This is a genomic window from Rugamonas violacea, from assembly GCF_016461825.1.
Classification (GTDB): domain Bacteria; phylum Pseudomonadota; class Gammaproteobacteria; order Burkholderiales; family Burkholderiaceae_D; genus Rugamonas.
In genome coordinates, this window is sequence record NZ_JAEMNU010000150.1 from 53,518 (window position 1) to 70,389 (window position 16,872).

General features: G+C 67.1%; 12 protein-coding genes and 1 pseudogene. 4 read left to right on the forward strand and 9 right to left on the reverse strand.

The annotated features are described in order from the left end of the window. Window positions 1–183 precede the first annotated feature (183 nt). The 4 genes from pdxR to gabD all read left to right on the forward strand — a co-directional run bounded on the left by pdxR (window position 184) and on the right by gabD (window position 5,867). Window positions 184–1,704 carry a MocR-like pyridoxine biosynthesis transcription factor PdxR gene (gene pdxR / locus H7U20_RS28020; protein ID WP_199762417.1) on the forward strand — a complete coding sequence of 507 codons (1,521 nt, stop codon included), beginning with the start codon at window positions 184–186 and terminating at the stop codon, window positions 1,702–1,704. Next, window positions 1,704–2,858: an MFS transporter gene (locus tag H7U20_RS28025; RefSeq protein WP_199762418.1), complete on the forward strand. Its 1,155-nt coding sequence runs from the start codon at window positions 1,704–1,706 to the stop codon at window positions 2,856–2,858. Before pdxR ends, H7U20_RS28025 begins: the two co-directional genes overlap by 1 nt. Before the next feature lie 102 nt (window positions 2,859–2,960). Beyond that, entirely contained in the window at window positions 2,961–4,250 is a 1,290-nt protein-coding gene (locus H7U20_RS28030; protein WP_199762419.1) for a 4-aminobutyrate--2-oxoglutarate transaminase, read from the forward strand. A gap of 162 nt (window positions 4,251–4,412) precedes the next feature. Then, the gene (gene gabD / locus H7U20_RS28035; protein WP_199762420.1) at window positions 4,413–5,867 is read left to right on the forward strand and encodes an NADP-dependent succinate-semialdehyde dehydrogenase; all 1,455 of its coding nucleotides are present in this window, start codon (window positions 4,413–4,415) and stop codon (window positions 5,865–5,867) included. A gap of 194 nt (window positions 5,868–6,061) precedes the next feature. Here gabD and H7U20_RS28040 read toward each other — a convergent pair whose 3' ends face one another. The 9 genes and pseudogenes from H7U20_RS28040 to nirB form a co-directional block, all read right to left on the reverse strand. Continuing rightward, a complete protein-coding gene (locus H7U20_RS28040) occupies window positions 6,062–6,904 on the reverse strand; it encodes an ABC transporter permease (protein WP_199762421.1) in 843 nt (280 codons plus the stop codon). Continuing rightward, window positions 6,901–7,815: an ABC transporter permease subunit gene (locus H7U20_RS28045; RefSeq protein ID WP_199762422.1), complete on the reverse strand. Its 915-nt coding sequence runs from the start codon at window positions 7,813–7,815 to the stop codon at window positions 6,901–6,903. Before H7U20_RS28045 ends, H7U20_RS28040 begins: the two co-directional genes overlap by 4 nt. A 13-nt stretch (window positions 7,816–7,828) precedes the next feature. After that, window positions 7,829–8,983 carry an ABC transporter ATP-binding protein gene (locus tag H7U20_RS28050; protein ID WP_199762423.1) on the reverse strand — a complete coding sequence of 385 codons (1,155 nt, stop codon included), beginning with the start codon at window positions 8,981–8,983 and terminating at the stop codon, window positions 7,829–7,831. Between the two features lie 336 nt (window positions 8,984–9,319). Next, window positions 9,320–9,484, reverse strand: a pseudogene (locus tag H7U20_RS31045) (glutamine synthetase); the annotation flags it as partial. An 80-nt stretch (window positions 9,485–9,564) separates the two neighbouring features. Further along, window positions 9,565–9,813: a hypothetical protein gene (locus H7U20_RS28060; RefSeq protein WP_199762425.1), complete on the reverse strand. Its 249-nt coding sequence runs from the start codon at window positions 9,811–9,813 to the stop codon at window positions 9,565–9,567. A gap of 120 nt (window positions 9,814–9,933) precedes the next feature. Beyond that, a complete protein-coding gene (locus tag H7U20_RS28065) occupies window positions 9,934–12,654 on the reverse strand; it encodes a molybdopterin-dependent oxidoreductase (RefSeq protein ID WP_199762426.1) in 2,721 nt (906 codons plus the stop codon). A gap of 13 nt (window positions 12,655–12,667) precedes the next feature. Continuing rightward, window positions 12,668–13,882: an NAD(P)/FAD-dependent oxidoreductase gene (locus tag H7U20_RS28070; protein ID WP_199762427.1), complete on the reverse strand. Its 1,215-nt coding sequence runs from the start codon at window positions 13,880–13,882 to the stop codon at window positions 12,668–12,670. Continuing rightward, window positions 13,879–14,229: a nitrite reductase small subunit NirD gene (gene nirD, locus H7U20_RS28075; RefSeq protein ID WP_199762428.1), complete on the reverse strand. Its 351-nt coding sequence runs from the start codon at window positions 14,227–14,229 to the stop codon at window positions 13,879–13,881. Before nirD ends, H7U20_RS28070 begins: the two co-directional genes overlap by 4 nt. A 31-nt stretch (window positions 14,230–14,260) precedes the next feature. Continuing rightward, window positions 14,261–16,783: a nitrite reductase large subunit NirB gene (gene nirB / locus H7U20_RS28080; protein ID WP_199762429.1), complete on the reverse strand. Its 2,523-nt coding sequence runs from the start codon at window positions 16,781–16,783 to the stop codon at window positions 14,261–14,263. Window positions 16,784–16,872: the final 89 nt, after the last annotated feature.

Here is a 16,872-nt window from a genome sequence, read left to right on the forward strand (position 1 = left end):
GCTTGGGGCCACTCGGCGAGCTTTACATGAATGGGAACGACGAAGCTGATTTCAAACGCTGCTTTCTCTACAGCTAACTTAACATTTTTTCTACTAAGCATGAAACTTGATTCATCATATGCGAAATTTGGTATCATTGTCAGTGCCACTTGTGCAGTATCGATGGAACCACTTTCAAAAACTATGTCACCCGCCTCCGACCTTCTCGCCCATACTTTGGCCCAAGCCGAGTTCCATCCGCGCCTGCCGCAGCAGCGTCGCCTGTACGAGGCGGCGAAGGCGGCGATCCACCAGCAGCAGCTGGGCGCGGGGAACAAACTGCCGTCCAGCCGCGACCTGGCGCGCGATCTGGGCATCGCGCGCAACACGGTGATCGCCGCCTTCGAGCAGTTGGCGGCCGAGGGCTATGTGACCAGCGCGCTGGGCAGCGGCACCTATGTGGCGGATTTGCAGGCGCATACGGCGAGCATGCGCGGCGTTGGGTCGGCGCAACAGTCGAATAAAACTGCGGCCGCCGCCAGTGCCAAGGGCGGCGCCGGCGCGCCGCTGTCGCGCCGTGGCGAGGAGCTGACCGCCTTCGCCGCCGGGCCGCGCTACGAGATCCAACCGTTCGCGCCGGGCGACGCCGACTTCTCCTCCTTCCCCTTCAAGCTGTGGCAGCGGCTGCAAAACCGCATCTGGCGCGAGGCGCGCGCCGACCTGCTCGACTACGGCCAGTCCGGCGGCTACCTGCCGCTGCGCCAGGCGATCACCGAATACCTGCGCATCTCGCGCTCGGTCAAGGTGTCGGTCGAACAGGTGATGATCACCGCCGGCACCCAGCAATCGCTCGACCTGTGCGCCCAGCTGCTGGCCGACGTCGGCGACACCGCCTGGGTCGAGGACCCGTGCTACTGGGGCGCGCGCCGCGTGTTCCAGGCGCGCGACCTGAAGCTGCATCCGATCACCGTCGACAGCGACGGCATGGCGCTGGACGATGAGGACCTGGCCACCTCGCCGCGACTGATCTACGTGACGCCGTCGCACCAGTATCCGACCGGCGCGGTGATGAGCCTGGCCCGGCGCCGCGAGCTGCTCGACGTCGCCGTGCGCAAGAACGCCTGGATACTGGAGGACGACTACGATAGCGAATTCCGCTACACCGGCCGGCCGCTGGCCGCGCTGCAGGGCCTGGACACCGACGACCGCGTGCTCTACATGGGCACCTTCTCCAAGGTGCTCTACCCCGGCATCAAGGTCGGCTACCTGGTGGTGCCGCCGGCGCTGATCGCGCCGTTCAAGAGCGCGCTGTACGACCTGCAACGGCCCGGCCAGTTGATGGTGCAGGCGGCGCTGGCCGACTTCATCGCGCTGGGCCACTTCACCACCCACATCCGCAAGATCCGCCAGACCTACGGCGCGCGGCGCGAACTGCTGCGCCGCACACTGGTGGCGCAACTGGGGCCGCAACTGAGCCAGAGCGTGACCATCTCCAGCGAGGAGTCCGGCCTGCACTTGGTGGTCGAGCTGCCCGACCGGGTCGACGACGTCGCGCTGGAGAAGCTGGCGGCCGAATCGGGCATCCAGGTCAAGGCGTTGTCGACCTACTACCTAGCGCCGCCGGTGCGGCGTGGCCTGCTGGTCGGCTACGCCTACGTCACGCCGGAGAAGGTGGTCTACTACGGCCGCCTGCTGGCCGCCGTGATCCAGTCGGGCGTGCGCTGATGAAGACCCTGCCGTGGCGCGACTTCTTCGCGCTGGCGATCAGCATCGGCGTGGTCGGCCTGGGCCTGGGCGCGACCACGCCGCTGACCGCGCTGACGCTGGACCAGCGCGGCGTGGGCACCGACATCATCGGCCTGATCACCGCCGCCAGCGCGATCGGCATCCTCGCCTCGGCGCCCTTCGTGACGCGCCTGGTGGCCCGCTTCGGGCCGCGCGGCGGCATGCTGCTCTCCGTGTGGGCGGCGGCGCTGGCCACCGCGCTGATGGAATTGACCGACAACCTGAGCATATGGGCGCTACTGCGCTTCGTTTTCGGCGCGGCCATGGGCGTGCTGTTCACCATCGGCGAGGCCTGGGTCAACCGCCTGGCGCCCGGTAATTCGCGCGGCAAGGTGGTGGCCATGTACACCACCAGCTTCACGCTGTTCCAGCTGGTCGGGCCGGCCCTGGTGGCCGGCTTCGAGAGCAAAATCGACTGGCCCTTCGCCGCCTGCGGCGCCATGTTCCTGCTGGCCCTGCCGGGACTGGGCCTGATCGCCAACAGCGCCGGCGGCCATGAGGACGATCCCCACGTCGCCTGGCAGCTGGTGCTGCCGCGCATGCCGATGATCGTCGCCGGCGCCGCCTTCTTCGCCCTGTTCGACACGCTGGCCCTGAGCCTGCTGCCGCTGTACGCCCTACGCCACGGCATTCCCACCGAGCTGGCGCTGCTGTCGGCCACCGTGGTGCTGGTCGGCGACACGGCGCTGCAGTTCCCGCTCGGCTGGCTGGCCGACCGCGTCGGCCGCGCCCGCGTACACGCCGGCTGCGGCGTGGTGGTCTGCCTGCTGCTGCCGGCCCTGCCCTTCGCCGCCGCCACGCCATGGCTGTGGTGGACTTTGCTGCTGTTGTTGGGCGCCGCCGCCGGCGGCACCTACATGCTGGCCCTGGTGGCCTGCGGCGAACGCTTCCACGGCCAGTCGCTGGTGGCCGCCAGCGCGGTGGTCAACGCCAGTTGGGGCATCACCAGCAGTGGCGGGCCGATGCTGACCGGCGTGCTGATGCAAACCGTCGGCATCAACGCGCTGCCGGCCGTTCTTTGGCTCGGCTGCGCGCTGTTTTTGGTCAGCGCTTGGTGGGAACGGCGCAAGGGATTTAATCTCCAGTCGGATTAAGTGGCTCTACCGATATGCATATTGTGGCCCTATTAATGGTGCCGTTATGGGGTGTAGTATCAAAACCACCCTGTGACCAACCAGCCAATACGGACCGCGACCATGACCATGACCAATACCGAACTCCAGCAACGTAAAGACGCCGCCACGCCGCGCGGCGTGGGTGTGATGTGCCAGTTCTACGCCGAACGCGCGCTGAACGCCGAACTGTGGGACGTCGAAGGCCGCCGCTACATCGACTTCGCCGCCGGCATCGCCGTACTCAACACCGGCCACCGCCATCCGAAGATCGTCGCCGCCATCGAACAGCAGCTCGGCAAGTTCACCCACACCTGCTACCAGATCGTCCCCTACGCCAGCTATGTCGAGCTGGCCGAGCGCATCAACCAACTCACCCCGGGCACGCACGCCAAGAAGACCGCCTTCTTCTCCAGCGGCGCCGAGGCGGTCGAAAACGCCGTCAAGATCGCCCGCGCCGCCACCGGCCGCAGCGCGGTGATCGCCTTCTCCGGTGCCTTCCACGGCCGCACCATGATGGGCATGGCGCTGACCGGCAAGGTGGCGCCGTACAAGATCGGCTTCGGCCCCTTCCCCACCGAGGTCTATCACGCGCCCTTCCCGGTCGAGCTGCACGGCGTCGGCACGGCCGACTCGCTGGCCGCCTTGCAGATGCTGTTCAAATGCGACGTCGACCCGCAGCGCGTCGCCGCCATCATCCTCGAACCGGTGCAGGGCGAAGGCGGCTTTTACGCCGCGCCGCAGGACTTCATGCGCGCCCTGCGCGCCTTGTGCGACCAACACGGCATTCTGCTGATCGCCGACGAGATCCAGACCGGCTTCGCCCGCACCGGCAAGCTGTTCGCCATGCAGCACTACGACGTGCTGCCCGACCTGATGACCATCGCCAAAAGCCTGGCCGGCGGCATGCCACTGTCGGCCGTCTGCGGCCGCGCCGAGATCATGGACGCGCCGGCGCCCGGCGGCCTGGGCGGCACCTACGCCGGCAACCCGCTGGCCATCGCGGCGGCGCACGCGGTGATCGACATCATCGAAGAGGAACAGCTGTGCACCCGCGCCGGCGTGCTGGGCGACCGCCTCAAGGAGCGCCTGCACGGTTTGCGCGGCGCCATCCCGCAGATCGCCGAAGTGCGCGGCATGGGCGCGATGATCGCGGTAGAATTCACCAAGCCCGGAACGCACGAGGCGGACATGGCCTTCACCAAGCAGGTACAAACGCTGGCGCTGCAACAGGGCCTGCTGCTGCTGACCTGCGGCGTGTATGGCAACGTGATCCGCTTCCTGTTCCCGTTGACGATCAGCGACGCGCTGATGGACGAGGCGCTCGCCATATTGGAATCGGCCCTGCGCGCCAGTGCCGCCGCCAACACCTGACGGACGGATTGCGCTAGCGTGTAGCTGGGACAGCTTGACCCCAAGACGCAAACCCGGGGTCGGACCCGCTGGGTCTGACCCCGGCTCTACGCCCCGGGGGTGGGCAAGCGACAGCGGCGCCTTCGAAAAATCCACATCCACCGACACATTGAAGAGGTAGTCATGCTCAACCTGAAAGATCCAACGCTGTTGCGCCAGCAGTGCCATATCGACGGCAAGTGGTTCGACGCCGACGACGCGACGACGGTCGCGGTGACCAACCCGGCTACCGGCGCGACCATCGGCACGATTCCGCACATGGGCGCGGCCGAGACCAAACGCGCCATCGAGGCGGCCAACGCGGCCTGGCCGGCATGGCGTAAAAAATCGGCCAAGGAGCGCGCCACCATCCTGCGCAAGTGGAACGACCTGATGCTGGAAAACGCCGACGACCTGGCGCTGATCATGACCGCCGAGCAGGGCAAGCCGCTGGCCGAGGCCAAGGGCGAGATCGTCTACGCCGCCTCCTTCATCGAATGGTTCGCCGAAGAGGGCAAACGGGTCAGCGGCGACACCATGCAGTCGCCGTGGCCGGACCGCCGCATCGTCGTCACCAAGGAGCCGATCGGCGTGTGTGCCGCCATCACGCCGTGGAACTTCCCCGCCGCGATGATCACCCGCAAGGTCGGCCCGGCGTTGGCCGCCGGCTGTCCGATCATCGTCAAGCCGGCCGAGCTGACACCGTTCTCGGCGCTGGCGCTGGCCGTGCTGGCCGAACGGGCCGGCATGCCGGCCGGCGTGTTCAACGTGGTCACCGGCTCGTCGCGCGCCATCGGCGGCGAAATGACCAGCAACCCCATCGTGCGCAAGCTGAGCTTCACCGGCTCGACCCAGGTGGGCCGCCTGCTGATGGAGCAGTGCGCGCCGACGATCAAGAAGCTGTCGCTGGAATTGGGCGGCAACGCGCCCTTCATCGTCTTCGACGACGCCGATCTGGACGCGGCGGTGGAAGGCGCCATCGCCTCCAAGTACCGCAACGCCGGCCAGACCTGCGTCTGCGCCAACCGCCTGTATGTGCAGGACGGCGTGTACGACGCCTTCGCCGCCAAGCTGGTGGCGGCGGTGGCCAAGCTGAAGGTCGGCGACGGCCAGGAACCGGGCGTGACGCAAGGCCCGCTGATCGAGGAGAAGGCGGTGCTGAAGGTAGAGGAGCACGTGGCCGACGCGCTGGCCAAGGGCGGTCGTCTGCTGGCCGGCGGCAAGCGCCACGCGCTGGGGCATAGCTTCTTCCAGCCGACCATCGTCGCCGACGTCACCTCGGACATGCTGGTGGCGCGCGAGGAGACCTTCGGCCCGCTGGCGCCGCTGTTCCGCTTCAACACCGACGACGATGTGCTGGCCATGGCCAACGACACCGAGTTCGGCCTGGCGGCCTACTTCTACTCGCGCGACATCGGCCGCATCTGGCGCGTCGCGGAGGGGCTGGAGAGCGGCATGGTGGGCGTGAACACGGGCTTGATCTCGAACGAGATCGCACCGTTCGGCGGCGTCAAGCAGTCGGGCCTGGGGCGCGAAGGCTCCAAGTACGGCATCGAAGACTACCTGGTCATCAAGTACATCTGCATGGGCGGCATCTAAGCCAGCAGCGCGCCAGCGGGGTCAGCCCCCTCCCAGCGGGGTCAGTGCCGACATTCGGACACAAGCTGAACAGTAGAACGGCGCTTTCACTGGTCTTACTGCTCAGGTCGTGTCCGAATGTCGGCACTGACCCCGGGGTTAAGGCTCAGGCCGTGTCCGAATGTCGGCACTGACCCCGGGGTTAGACCCCGGGGTTACTCGGCTTTGGCGGCGGCTTGGACTTGCCGCTGGCGCAGGCGTTCGCCGCGCGCCAGCCACAAACTCGATGCGATCACGGCTATCGTTACCGCCAAAATCGTCAGCGCGGCGACGGCGTTGACCCTCGGGTCGAGACCCAGCCGGGCACGCGAGAAGATCACGATCGGCATCGTCGACGAGCCGGGACCGGACAGGAAGGCCGACAGCACCACGTCGTCCAGCGACAGGGTGAAGGTCAGCAGCCAGGCCGAGGCCAGCGCCTGCGTGATATTCGGCAGCGTCACCAGGAAGAACACCTGGTGCGGCTTGCAGCCCAGGTCCATCGCCGCCTCTTCCAGCGACTTGCTCATCTCCTGCAAACGCGACTGCACCACCACCGCCGCGTAGGCCATGCCCAGCAAGGTGTGGCCGAGCCAGATGGTCAGCATGCCGCGCTCGGGGAAGCCGAACACCTTCTGCACCGACACCAGCATCAACAGCAGCGACAGGCCGATGATCACTTCCGGCATCACCAGCGGCGCGCTGACCATGCCCGAAAACAGCGTGCGGCCGAAGAAGCGCTGGTAGCGATTCAGCGTGAACGCGGCGAAGGTGCCCAGCACCACCGAGGCGGTCGCCGTCAACACGGCGATTTTCAAAGACAGGCCGAAGCCGCTGATGATCTCCGTGTCGTTCATCAGTTCGGCGTACCAGCGCAGCGAGAAGCCGCTCCACACCATGTCCTGCCGCGAGCTGTTGAACGAGAAAACGATCAACACCAGGATCGGCAGGTAGAGGAAGACATAGCCGAGCGACAGCCAGCCGCGCCCGAACCATCGTTGGATGAAGTTGCCGTTCATGCGCGTGCCTCCTGTTCCGCCTTGTACTTGTTGAAGATCGCCATCGGCACCAGGATCAACAGGATCACCACCACCGTCACCGAGGAGGCCATCGGCCAGTCGTTATTGGTGAAGAACTCGTCCCACAGCACGTGGCCGATCATCAGCGTCTCCGGCCCGCCCAGCAGTTCCGGAATCACGTATTCGCCCACCGCCGGAATGAACACCAGCATCGAGCCGGCGATGATGCCGGACTTCGACAACGGCACGGTGATGCGCCAGAAGGTTTGCAGCGGCGTGGCGCCCAGGTCGGCGGCCGCTTCGAGGAAGCGCACGTCCATCTTCACCAGGTTGGCGTACAGCGGCAGGATCATGAAGGGCAGATAGGCGTAGGTCATGCCGATCACCAGCGAGAACGGGGTGTTCATCATGTGCAGCGGTTCGCCGATGACGCCGACGCTGATCAGCAGGTGGTTGAGCAGGCCATTGTTGGCCAGGATGCCCTTCCAGGCGTAGATGCGCAGCAGGAAGGAGGTCCAGAACGGCAGCATCACCATCATCATCAGCACCGGGCGGATGGTCGGCCGCGCCCGCGCCATGAAGTAGGCGAAGGGGTAGCCGATGGTCAGGCACAGCACGGTGGTGATGGCGGCGTACTTGAGGGAACTCAGGTAGGTCAGCACATACAGGTCGTCCTGCAAGATGAACAGGTAGTTGGCGATCTTGATCTTGAAGGTGATGACGCCGTCGACCAGGGTCATCAAGGTGCCGAAGGGATTGCCGCCGGCGTCGGGCTCGGTGAAGCTGATGCGGGCGACGATCAGGAAGGGCACCAGGAAGGCGCAGGCCAGCCAAACGAAGGGCACGGCGATCACCAGCCGGCGGCCGGTGAGCCAACGCGCCGTCAGCAGCGAGGTGAGGAAGTTCTTCATGCGCTCCCCCGGCTTAGCTGGTCAGCACGACGACGTCGGCGCCGTCCCACCAGGCGAACACGCGCTGGTCGCGGCGCAGGCGGCTGTCGTCGTGGCGCTGGGCGTTGGTGCGCGCGACCTTGAGGTCGATGCCGCTGTCGAGGCGCACGTGGTAGTGAGTCTCGTTGCCGAAGTAGGCCAGCGCGGTGATGGTGCCGGCGGCGCAGTTGTAGCCATGTTCGGCGGCGCTGGCGCGCTGCTCGACGGTCGGCTGGTCCGGCTGGATGCAGATTTTCTCGGGGCGCACGGCGACCGAGACTTCCATGCCCTCGGTGCCGGTGATGCCGTGCGGGATGAAGTGGCGCGTCTCCGGCGTTTCGACGACGACGTGGTCCGGCTCGTCGACCACGACGCGACCGTTGAACAAGTTGACGCTGCCGATGAAGTCGGCGACGAAGCGGCAGTTGGGCGTCTCGTAGATCTCGCCCGGCGCGCCGACCTGCAGGATGCGGCCTTCGCTCATCACGGCGATGCGGGTGGCCATGCTCATCGCCTCGTCCTGGTCGTGGGTGACCATCACGCAGGTCACGCCGACCTGTTCGATGATGTTGACCAGCTCCATCTGGGTGCGCTCGCGCAGCTTTTTGTCGAGCGCGCCGAGCGGCTCGTCGAGCAGCAGCAACTGCGGCCGCTTGGCCAGGCTGCGCGCCAGCGCGACGCGCTGCTGCTGGCCGCCGGACAGCTGGTGCGGCTTGCGCTTGGCGTAGGCGCCCAGCTGCACCAGGGCCAGCATCTTGTCGACGCGGGCGGCGATGTCGTCCTTGGGCAGGCCGTCGCGGCGCAGGCCGAAGGCGATGTTGTCCCACACCGACAGGTGCGGGAACAGGGCGTAGGACTGGAACATCATGTTGATCGGCCGCTGGTAGGACGGCACGTTGACGATGTTCTGCCCGGCCAGCACGATCTGCCCTTCGGTCGGTGTTTCGAAGCCGGCCAGCATGCGCAGCAAGGTCGACTTGCCGCAACCTGAGCTGCCCAGCAGGGCGAAGATTTCGCCCTTGTTGATGGCGACCGACACGTCGTTCACGGCGCGCACGCCGTCGAAGTCCTTGACCAGGTTGCGGATCAGGAGGAAGGGCTGGCCGGTGTCAGCTGAGGCGGCGGCGGTGGCGGGACGGGCAGTCGTCATCGTGGTTGAATTTGAATTGTATAGAAATTGACAATTGAAGGCGGAGCGGAAGCGCCGTCGTCGAAGAGCGTGATTATAGATGTAGTCGCCGCCGCCGGGACCGGGGGCTAACTCGGAGCTGCCGGGCGTGCTGGCGCACCCCAGCGGCAAAGTGCCAGGGTCAGACCCGCTGGGTCTGACCCTAGATCTCGCCGCTGGGTTTGGATGGCGCCGCCGGTCTTGCCATGCTTCGACCAATCTCTCCGCTCACGCGTGCAGCAGCGGGTGCTCGAGGTCTTGGATGGCGGCGTAGACGTCGATGATGCGGTTCTCGACGCGCCGCTCCTGCGCGCCCGACTCGGGGATACGCATGCCGCGGTCCCGGGGGAACTTGCCACGCGGCAGGATCTTGCGGCGCGCCACGTCCGTCAGGTCGGGCACCAAGCATTCAACCTCGCTGCCGCGCTGCCCGTTGAGCCGGCAGTCCATATCGGTGTCGGTGAAATTCTCGCGGATGGCCATTGCACTCTCGACGGTCATGACCGCGCGATCGACGGGCTAATTTGGCATAGTCCCAAACAGATAACGATGGTCCGCCGCCGTCACTTCTGCGCCGTGGCCTGGGCCGGCAACTGGATGACGATGGGCGCCGGCGACGAATAGGCGAACGCCTTGGGGACGGCATTGTTGAGCACGAAGGTCATCACCGTGATCGCCACGGCCGACATGGCGATGGCCGTGCCGACGATCCACTTGACCAGTTCGGCCGTGGCTTTATGCATAGAGGCGTCCAGTTTCGCTTCCAGCGCGCCCATCCGGGCTTCGAGCAATTCTTTCGATACGGGTTCCATCGCCATCTCCGTCGCCGCCCTGATTGGAAGGATGGGGATAGTTTACACCCGACGAAGAAAAACGCGGCACGCCGGCCGCCGTTTTTGCGGCGGCACAAGGCGGTCCCCTGTCCCCAAGAATCAGGAAGCGGCCTCGGCCAGCGTTTCGACCAGCAGCATCTTGATCTCCGGCACGCAGGAGCCGCAGTTGCCGCCGGCCTTCACACAGGCCGTCACCTGCGCCACGCTGCTCAGATCCTGGCTGCGGATGGCCTCGCAGATGGTGTTGCGGCCGACGCCGAAGCAGGAGCAGACGGTCGGCCCGGCGTCGGCGCCTTTCTCCACCGGCTGCCCGACCAGCAGGCCGACGCGGTCGATTTCGCTCAGCCGCTCCTTGCCGAACAGGCTGGCCAGCCAGGCGCGCGAGGGCATGTCCTGGCGCGGCGAGACGAAGACGCACTGGTCGATGCGGTCCTGGTTCAAATGCACGGCGCGGTAGACGCCGGCGCTGCGGTCCTCGTATTCGAGCCAGTCGGCGTCCTCGCTGTCGACGCCGAGCAGTGCGCGCGCCCAGGCGCCGAAATCGCCGATGGTGTTGCGGCCGGCCAGTTCGTAACGGGCGAAGTCGCGGCCCTGGATGCGCGTCCAATGCGCAACCGCGTCCAGCCCCAGCTCCTTGCGGCTGAGGATGAAGCCGTGCCAGGAGACGCGGAACTGCTCGACCCGCACCGGCGTGTGCTTGAACTCCGGTTCGCCCGAGACCGGGTCGACCACCGGGTTGACCAGCGCGCCGACGCGCGCGTCCGAGGCGCTCTGGCCCGACCAGTGGATGGGAATGAACACGCTGCCACGGGCGATGCCGCCGCCGTGCTGCACGCGCGCCACCATGGCGCCCCACTTGGTGCTGACGCGCGCCAGCTCGCCCTCGCGCACGCCGTGCAGCAGCGCGTCCTGCGGGTGCATGTCGACGAAGGACTCGGCGACGTGGTCGGCCAGCTTGGCCGACTTGCCGGTGCGCGTCATGGTGTGCCACTGGTCGCGCACGCGGCCGGTGTTGAGGGCCAGCGGGAACTCCTCGCACACCGGGTTGACCGGCGCGCGCGGCGCGGTGGCGATGAAGCGCGCCTTGCCGTCGGCGTGGGCGAAGCGGCCGTCGCCGAACAGGCGCGCGCTGCTCGCCACCTTGCCGTCGGCCAGGCGCACGGCCGGCCACTGCACCGGCTCCAGGCCGTCGTATTCATTGGGCGTGAGCGCGGCCAGCGCGCCGATGTTGAAGACCCGCGCCACCTCGCCGGCATCGCTGCCGTTGCGATGGGCGCTGAGGCGGGCGTGCTCGTCGAAGACGGCATGCACGCCGTCGAAGTCGAAGCCGGGGTAGCCCATGCGCTGGGCGAACTGGCAAAGAATTCGCCAATCGGCGCGCGCCTCGCCGGGCGCCGGCAGGAAGGCGCGCTGGCGCGAGATGCGCCGCTCGGAGTTGGTGACGGTGCCGTCCTTCTCGCCCCAGCCCAGGGCCGGCAGCAGCAGGTGGGCGTAGTCGTTGGTGTCGGTGTTCTGCACGATGTCCGACACCACCACCAGCTGGCACTTGGCCAGCGCGCGCTTGATCTGGTCGGCGTCCGGCATGCTGACCACCGGATTGGTGGCGATGATCCACACCGCCTTGACGGTTCCCGCCTCGATCGCCTTGAACAGCTCGACCGCCTTGTGGCCGCCATGGTCGGCGATGCGCGGCGAGTCCCAGAAGGTTTGCACCAGCTCGCGGTGGAGCGGCTGCTCCAGGTCCATGTGGGCGGCCAGCATATTGGCCAGGCCGCCGACCTCGCGGCCGCCCATGGCGTTGGGCTGGCCGGTGATGGAAAACGGTCCCATGCCGGGCCGGCCGATGCGCCCGCCGATCAGGTGGCAGTTGATGATGCTGTTGGCCTTGTCGGTGCCGGCCGAGGATTGGTTGACGCCCTGCGAGAAAGCGGTGATGACCTTGGCGGTGGCGGCGAAGGCTTCATAAAACTCCATCAGCGCGGCCGGGTCGAGGCGGCAGATCCTGGCCACTTCGAGCGGATCGGCACATTCGACGGCGGCGGTGGCCAGCGCCGACTCCAGGCCGCGCGTGTGGGCGGCGATGAAGTCGGGCGCCACCGCGCCGATGCGCGCCAAGTAGCTGAGCAGGCCGTTGAACAGCCAGACGTCGGTGCCCGGCTTGATCGGCAGGTGCAGGTCGGCCAGCTCGCAGGTGGCGGTGCGGCGCGGGTCGACGACGACGATCTTCAAGTCGGGCCGGGCCTCCTTGGCGCGGGCGATGCGCTGGAACAGGATGGGATGGCACCAGGCGGTGTTGGAGCCGACCAGCACCACCATGTCGGCCAGTTCCAGGTCCTCGTAGCAGACCGGCACCAGGTCCTCGCCGAAGGCGCGCTTGTGGCCGGCCACGGCGGACGACATGCACAGGCGCGAGTTGGTGTCGATGTTGGCGCTGCCGACGTAGCCCTTCATCAGCTTGTTGGCGATGTAGTAGTCCTCGGTCAGCAACTGGCCGGAGACGTACAGCGCCACCGCGTCCGGGCCATGCTCGGCGATGATGGCCCGCCACTCATCGGCCACCTTGTCGAGGGCGGCGTCCCAGCTGATACGGCGCAGGCCATCCTCGCCGCGCAGCTGCGGGTACAGCAGCCGCCCGTCCAGCCCCACCGTCTCGCCCAGCGCCGAGCCCTTGACGCAGAGCTTGCCCTTGTTGGCTGCATGGCCGGCGTCGCCGGCGATTTCGACCGAGCCGTCACCCTTGGGCGTGGCCTTGACGCCGCAGCCGACGCCGCAGTAGGGACAGGTGGTGCGGACCGACAGGTGGGTTTGGGACAGGTTCACGATGGATTCCAGATCAAGCGGCTTTGGCGCACAGCGCCTCGCCGAATAAGAGATGATTGCGGATCGCGCCGATGTCGGTGCGGTTCTGGATCAGGCCGAAGTACCAGGGGCCGTCCCGCACGTCGCCGTACAACACGGCGCCGGCGATGCGGTTGTCCTTCAACACCAGGCGCTTGTAGACGCCACGGCGCGGGTCGCGCAGCACCAGGTCTTCGCTGCCCTCGCCGCCGATGAAGTCGCCGACCGAGTACAGGTCGACGCCGGTAACCTTGAGCCGCGTGGGCGAAGTCTGCTGCACGTAGCGGCGGTGGCCGGCGCCGGCCAGGTGGGCGCCGCAGACGCGGGCCTGCTCCCAGATCGGCGCCACCAGGCCGAAGGTGGCGCTGCGGTGCTGCACGCATTCGCCGACGGCGTAGATGCGCGGGTCGTAGGTTTGCAGCGTGTCGTCGACGACGATGGCGCGCTCGCAGTGCAGGCCGGACTGCTGCGCCAAGGCGATGTTGGGACGCACGCCGGCGGTCATCACCACCAGGTCGGCCGGGATCTCGCCGCCGTCCTTGAAGCGCACCGCCGTGACCCGCTCCGGGCCGAGGATCTCGGCGGTCTGGGCGTTGAGCAGGAAGTGCAGGCCCTTGTGCTCCAGCGCCTTTTGCAGCAGCAGCGCGGCCGGCTTGTCGAGCTGCTGGTTCATCAGGCTGTCGGTGACGTGGACCACGGTCACCCGCATGCCCTGGCGCAGCAGGCCGTTGGCGGCCTCCAGGCCGAGCAGGCCGCCGCCGATGACCACGGCGTGGCGGTGGCTGCGCGCCGCCGCCAGCATGGTCTCGACGTCCTGGATGTCGCGGAAGGCGATCACGCCGGGCAGCTGGTGGCCCGGCACGGGGATGATGAAGGGCTTGGAGCCGGTGGCCAGCAGCAGGCGGTCGTAGCGCACTTCCCGGCCGGAGGCGGCGCGCACCACGCGGCGGCGCCGGTCGATGTGCTCGACCGGATCGCCGGCGTGCAGCGTGATGCCGTTCTCGGCGTACCACTCGCGTGTGTGCAGCATGATGTCGGCGATGCTCTTTTCGCCGGCCAGCAGCGGCGACAGCAGGATGCGGTTGTAGTTACCGTGCGGCTCGGCGCCGAACACGGTGATGTCGTACATGTCCGGCGCCAGCTTGAGCAGCTCCTCGACCGTGCGCATGCCGGCCATGCCGTTGCCGACCACCACCAGCGCGGCTTTCATACGCCGACCCAGACCTTGCCCTCGGCGATGCGGGCCGGGTAGGTGCCGACCGAATGCTCGGGCGCCTCCAGGCATTCGCCGGTTTGCAGGTCGAAGTGCTGCTTGTAGATCGGCGAGGCGACCACGATGCGCTCGCCCAGGCTGCCCACCAGGCCGCGCGACAGCACGGCGGCCTGCGAGTTGGGGTCGTAGTTCTCGATGGCGAAGACGCGCGGGGTGCCGTCGTCGTCGAGGTGGAACACGGCCACCTGCACCTGGTTCAACAGCGCGCAGACGCCGGTGTTGGGGACGATCTCGGCCAGGTCGCAGACGGCGATCCATTTGTCGGTTGGTATATCGCGGTGCATACGGTTCTCCTGAAAGTGGGCGGACAAGTGCTTAGGCTTTGACGGCGATCGGGATGACGCGCTGGCGCTCCGCGAAGGTGGCCGGACGGATCTGGCCGCGCTCCTCCATGAAGACCACGTTGTTGTCGCCCTGCTCGCTGTTGACGAAGTGGCGGAAGCGCTTGCGCGTCTCCGGGTCTTCGACGGCGGCCTTCCATTCGCAGGCGTAGGTGTCGACCACGTGCTGCATCTCGGCCTCCAGCTCGGCGGCGATATTCAGTTTGTCGGCGACGACTACCTGCTTCAGGTAGTCCAGGCCGCCCTCCAGGTTGTCGCGCCAGACGCTGGTGCGTTGCAGGCGGTCGGCGGTGCGGGTGTAGAACATCAGGAAGCGGTCGATGTAGCGGATCATGGTGTCCTTGTCCAGATCGGCGGCGAGCAGCTCGGCGTGGCGCGGCTTCATGCCGCCGTTGCCGCAGACGTAGAGGTTCCAGCCCTTCTCGGTGGCGATGATGCCGACGTCCTTGCCCTGCGCCTCGGCGCACTCGCGGGTGCAGCCGGACACGCCGAACTTGATCTTGTGCGGCGTGCGCAGGCCCTTGTAGCGGTTCTCCAGCATGATCGCCAGGCCGACGCTGTCGTCGACGCCGTAGCGGCACCAGGTCGAGCCGACGCAGGATTTGACGGTGCGCAGCGATTTGCCGTAGGCGTGGCCGGACTCGAAGCCGGCGGCGATCAACTCCTCCCAGATCAGCGGCAGTTGCTCGACGCGGGCGCCGAACAGGTCGACCCGCTGGCCGCCGGTGATCTTGGTGTACAGGCCGTACTTCTTGGCCACCGTGCCGACCGCGATCAAGCCGTCGGCGGTGACTTCGCCGCCGGCCATGCGCGGCACCACCGAGTAGGTGCCGTCCTTCTGGATATTGCCGAGGAAGTAGTCGTTGGTGTCCTGCAGGCTGGCGTGCTCCTTCTTCAGCACGAAGTCGTTCCAGCACGAGGCCAGGATGCTGGCCGCCAGCGGTTTGCACACGTCGCAACCACGGCCCTTGCCGTGCTGCGCCAGCAGCGCGTTGAAGGTGGTGATTTTGCCGACGCGGACCAGGTGCAGCAGCTCCTGGCGCGAGTGGGCGAAGTGCTCGCAGACGTGGTTGTTGACGTCCATGCCGAGCTTTTTCATCTCGGCCTTCATCACTTGCGTCACCAGCGGCACGCAGCCGCCACAGGCGGTGCCGGCCTTGGTGCAGCTTTTCAGCGCGCCGATCGAGGTGGCGCCGTCGGCCACGGCCAGGCACAGCGCGCCCTTGCTGACGTCGTTGCAGGAGCAGATCTGCGCGGTGTCCGGCAGCGCGTCGACACCCAGCGCGGGACGGCTTTGGCCGTCGGACTGCGGCAGGATGAGGAACTCGGGCGACGCGGGCAGCTCGATCCGGTTCAGCATCATCTGCAGCAAGGTGCCGTATTCGCTGGCGTCGCCCACCATCACGCCGCCCAACAGGTATTTGCCGCAGTCGGAGACGACGATCTTCTTGTAGATCTGCTTGCGCTCGTCGGTGAACTGGTAGCTGCGGCTGCCGGCGGCGGCGCCGTGCGGGTCGCCGATGCTGGCCACGTCGACGCCCATCAGTTTGAGCTTGGTGCTCATGTCGGCGCCGGCGAACTCGGCCTGCTCGCCCATCAGGTGGCGCGCGGCGATGCGCGCCATGTCGTAGCCGGGCGCCACCAGGCCGAACACCTGGCCGTTCCACAGCGCGCACTCGCCGATGGCGTAGACGTCCGGGTCCGAGGTCTGGCACTGGTTGTTGATGCTGATGCCGCCGCGCGGGCCGGTGGCCAGGCCGCATTCGCGCGCCAGGAAGTCGCGCGGGCGGATGCCGGCCGAGAAGACGATCATGTCGGTGTCGAGGTGGGTGCCGTCGGCGAACTCCATGCGGTGGGTGCCGTCGACGCCGTCGACGATGGCCTGGGTGTTCTTGCCGGTGTGGACGGTGACGCCGAGGTCTTCGATCTTCCGCCGCAGCACGCGGGCGCCGGCGTCGTCGACCTGCACCGCCATCAGGCGCGGCGAGAACTCGACCACGTGGGTGGCCAGGTTCATGTCGCGCAGCGCCTTGGCGCATTCCAGGCCGAGCAGGCCGCCGCCGATCACCACGCCGGTCTTCGAGCGCTTGCCGCATTCGAGCATGCGCTCCAGGTCTTCGATGGTGCGGTAGACGAAGCAGTCCTTGCGGTCCTTGCCGGGCAGCTGGGGCACGAAGGGGAAGGAGCCGGTGGCCATCACCAGCTTGTCGTATTCGAGCACTTCGCCGCTGCGCACGGTGACGGTCTTGGCGGCGCGGTCGATGGCGACGGCGCGGGTCTTCAGCTTGAGCAGCAGGTTGCCGCGCTCGAAGAAGCCCTGCGGCACCAGCGACAGCTGCTCGGCCGAGGTGCCGGAGAAGTATTCGGACAGGTGGACGCGGTCGTAGGCCGGCCGCGCTTCCTCGCACAGCACGGTGACCTGCATGTCGCTGCTGTCGCCCAGGCTTTCCAGGAACTTGTGGCCGACCATGCCGTGGCCGATGACGATGATTTTCATGTTGATACTCCCTCAAAACTAAGCTGTCCGTCATTCCCGCGCAGGCGGGAATCCCTGTTCGCCGGCGATTTCTTCACGCGCCGCCTTGC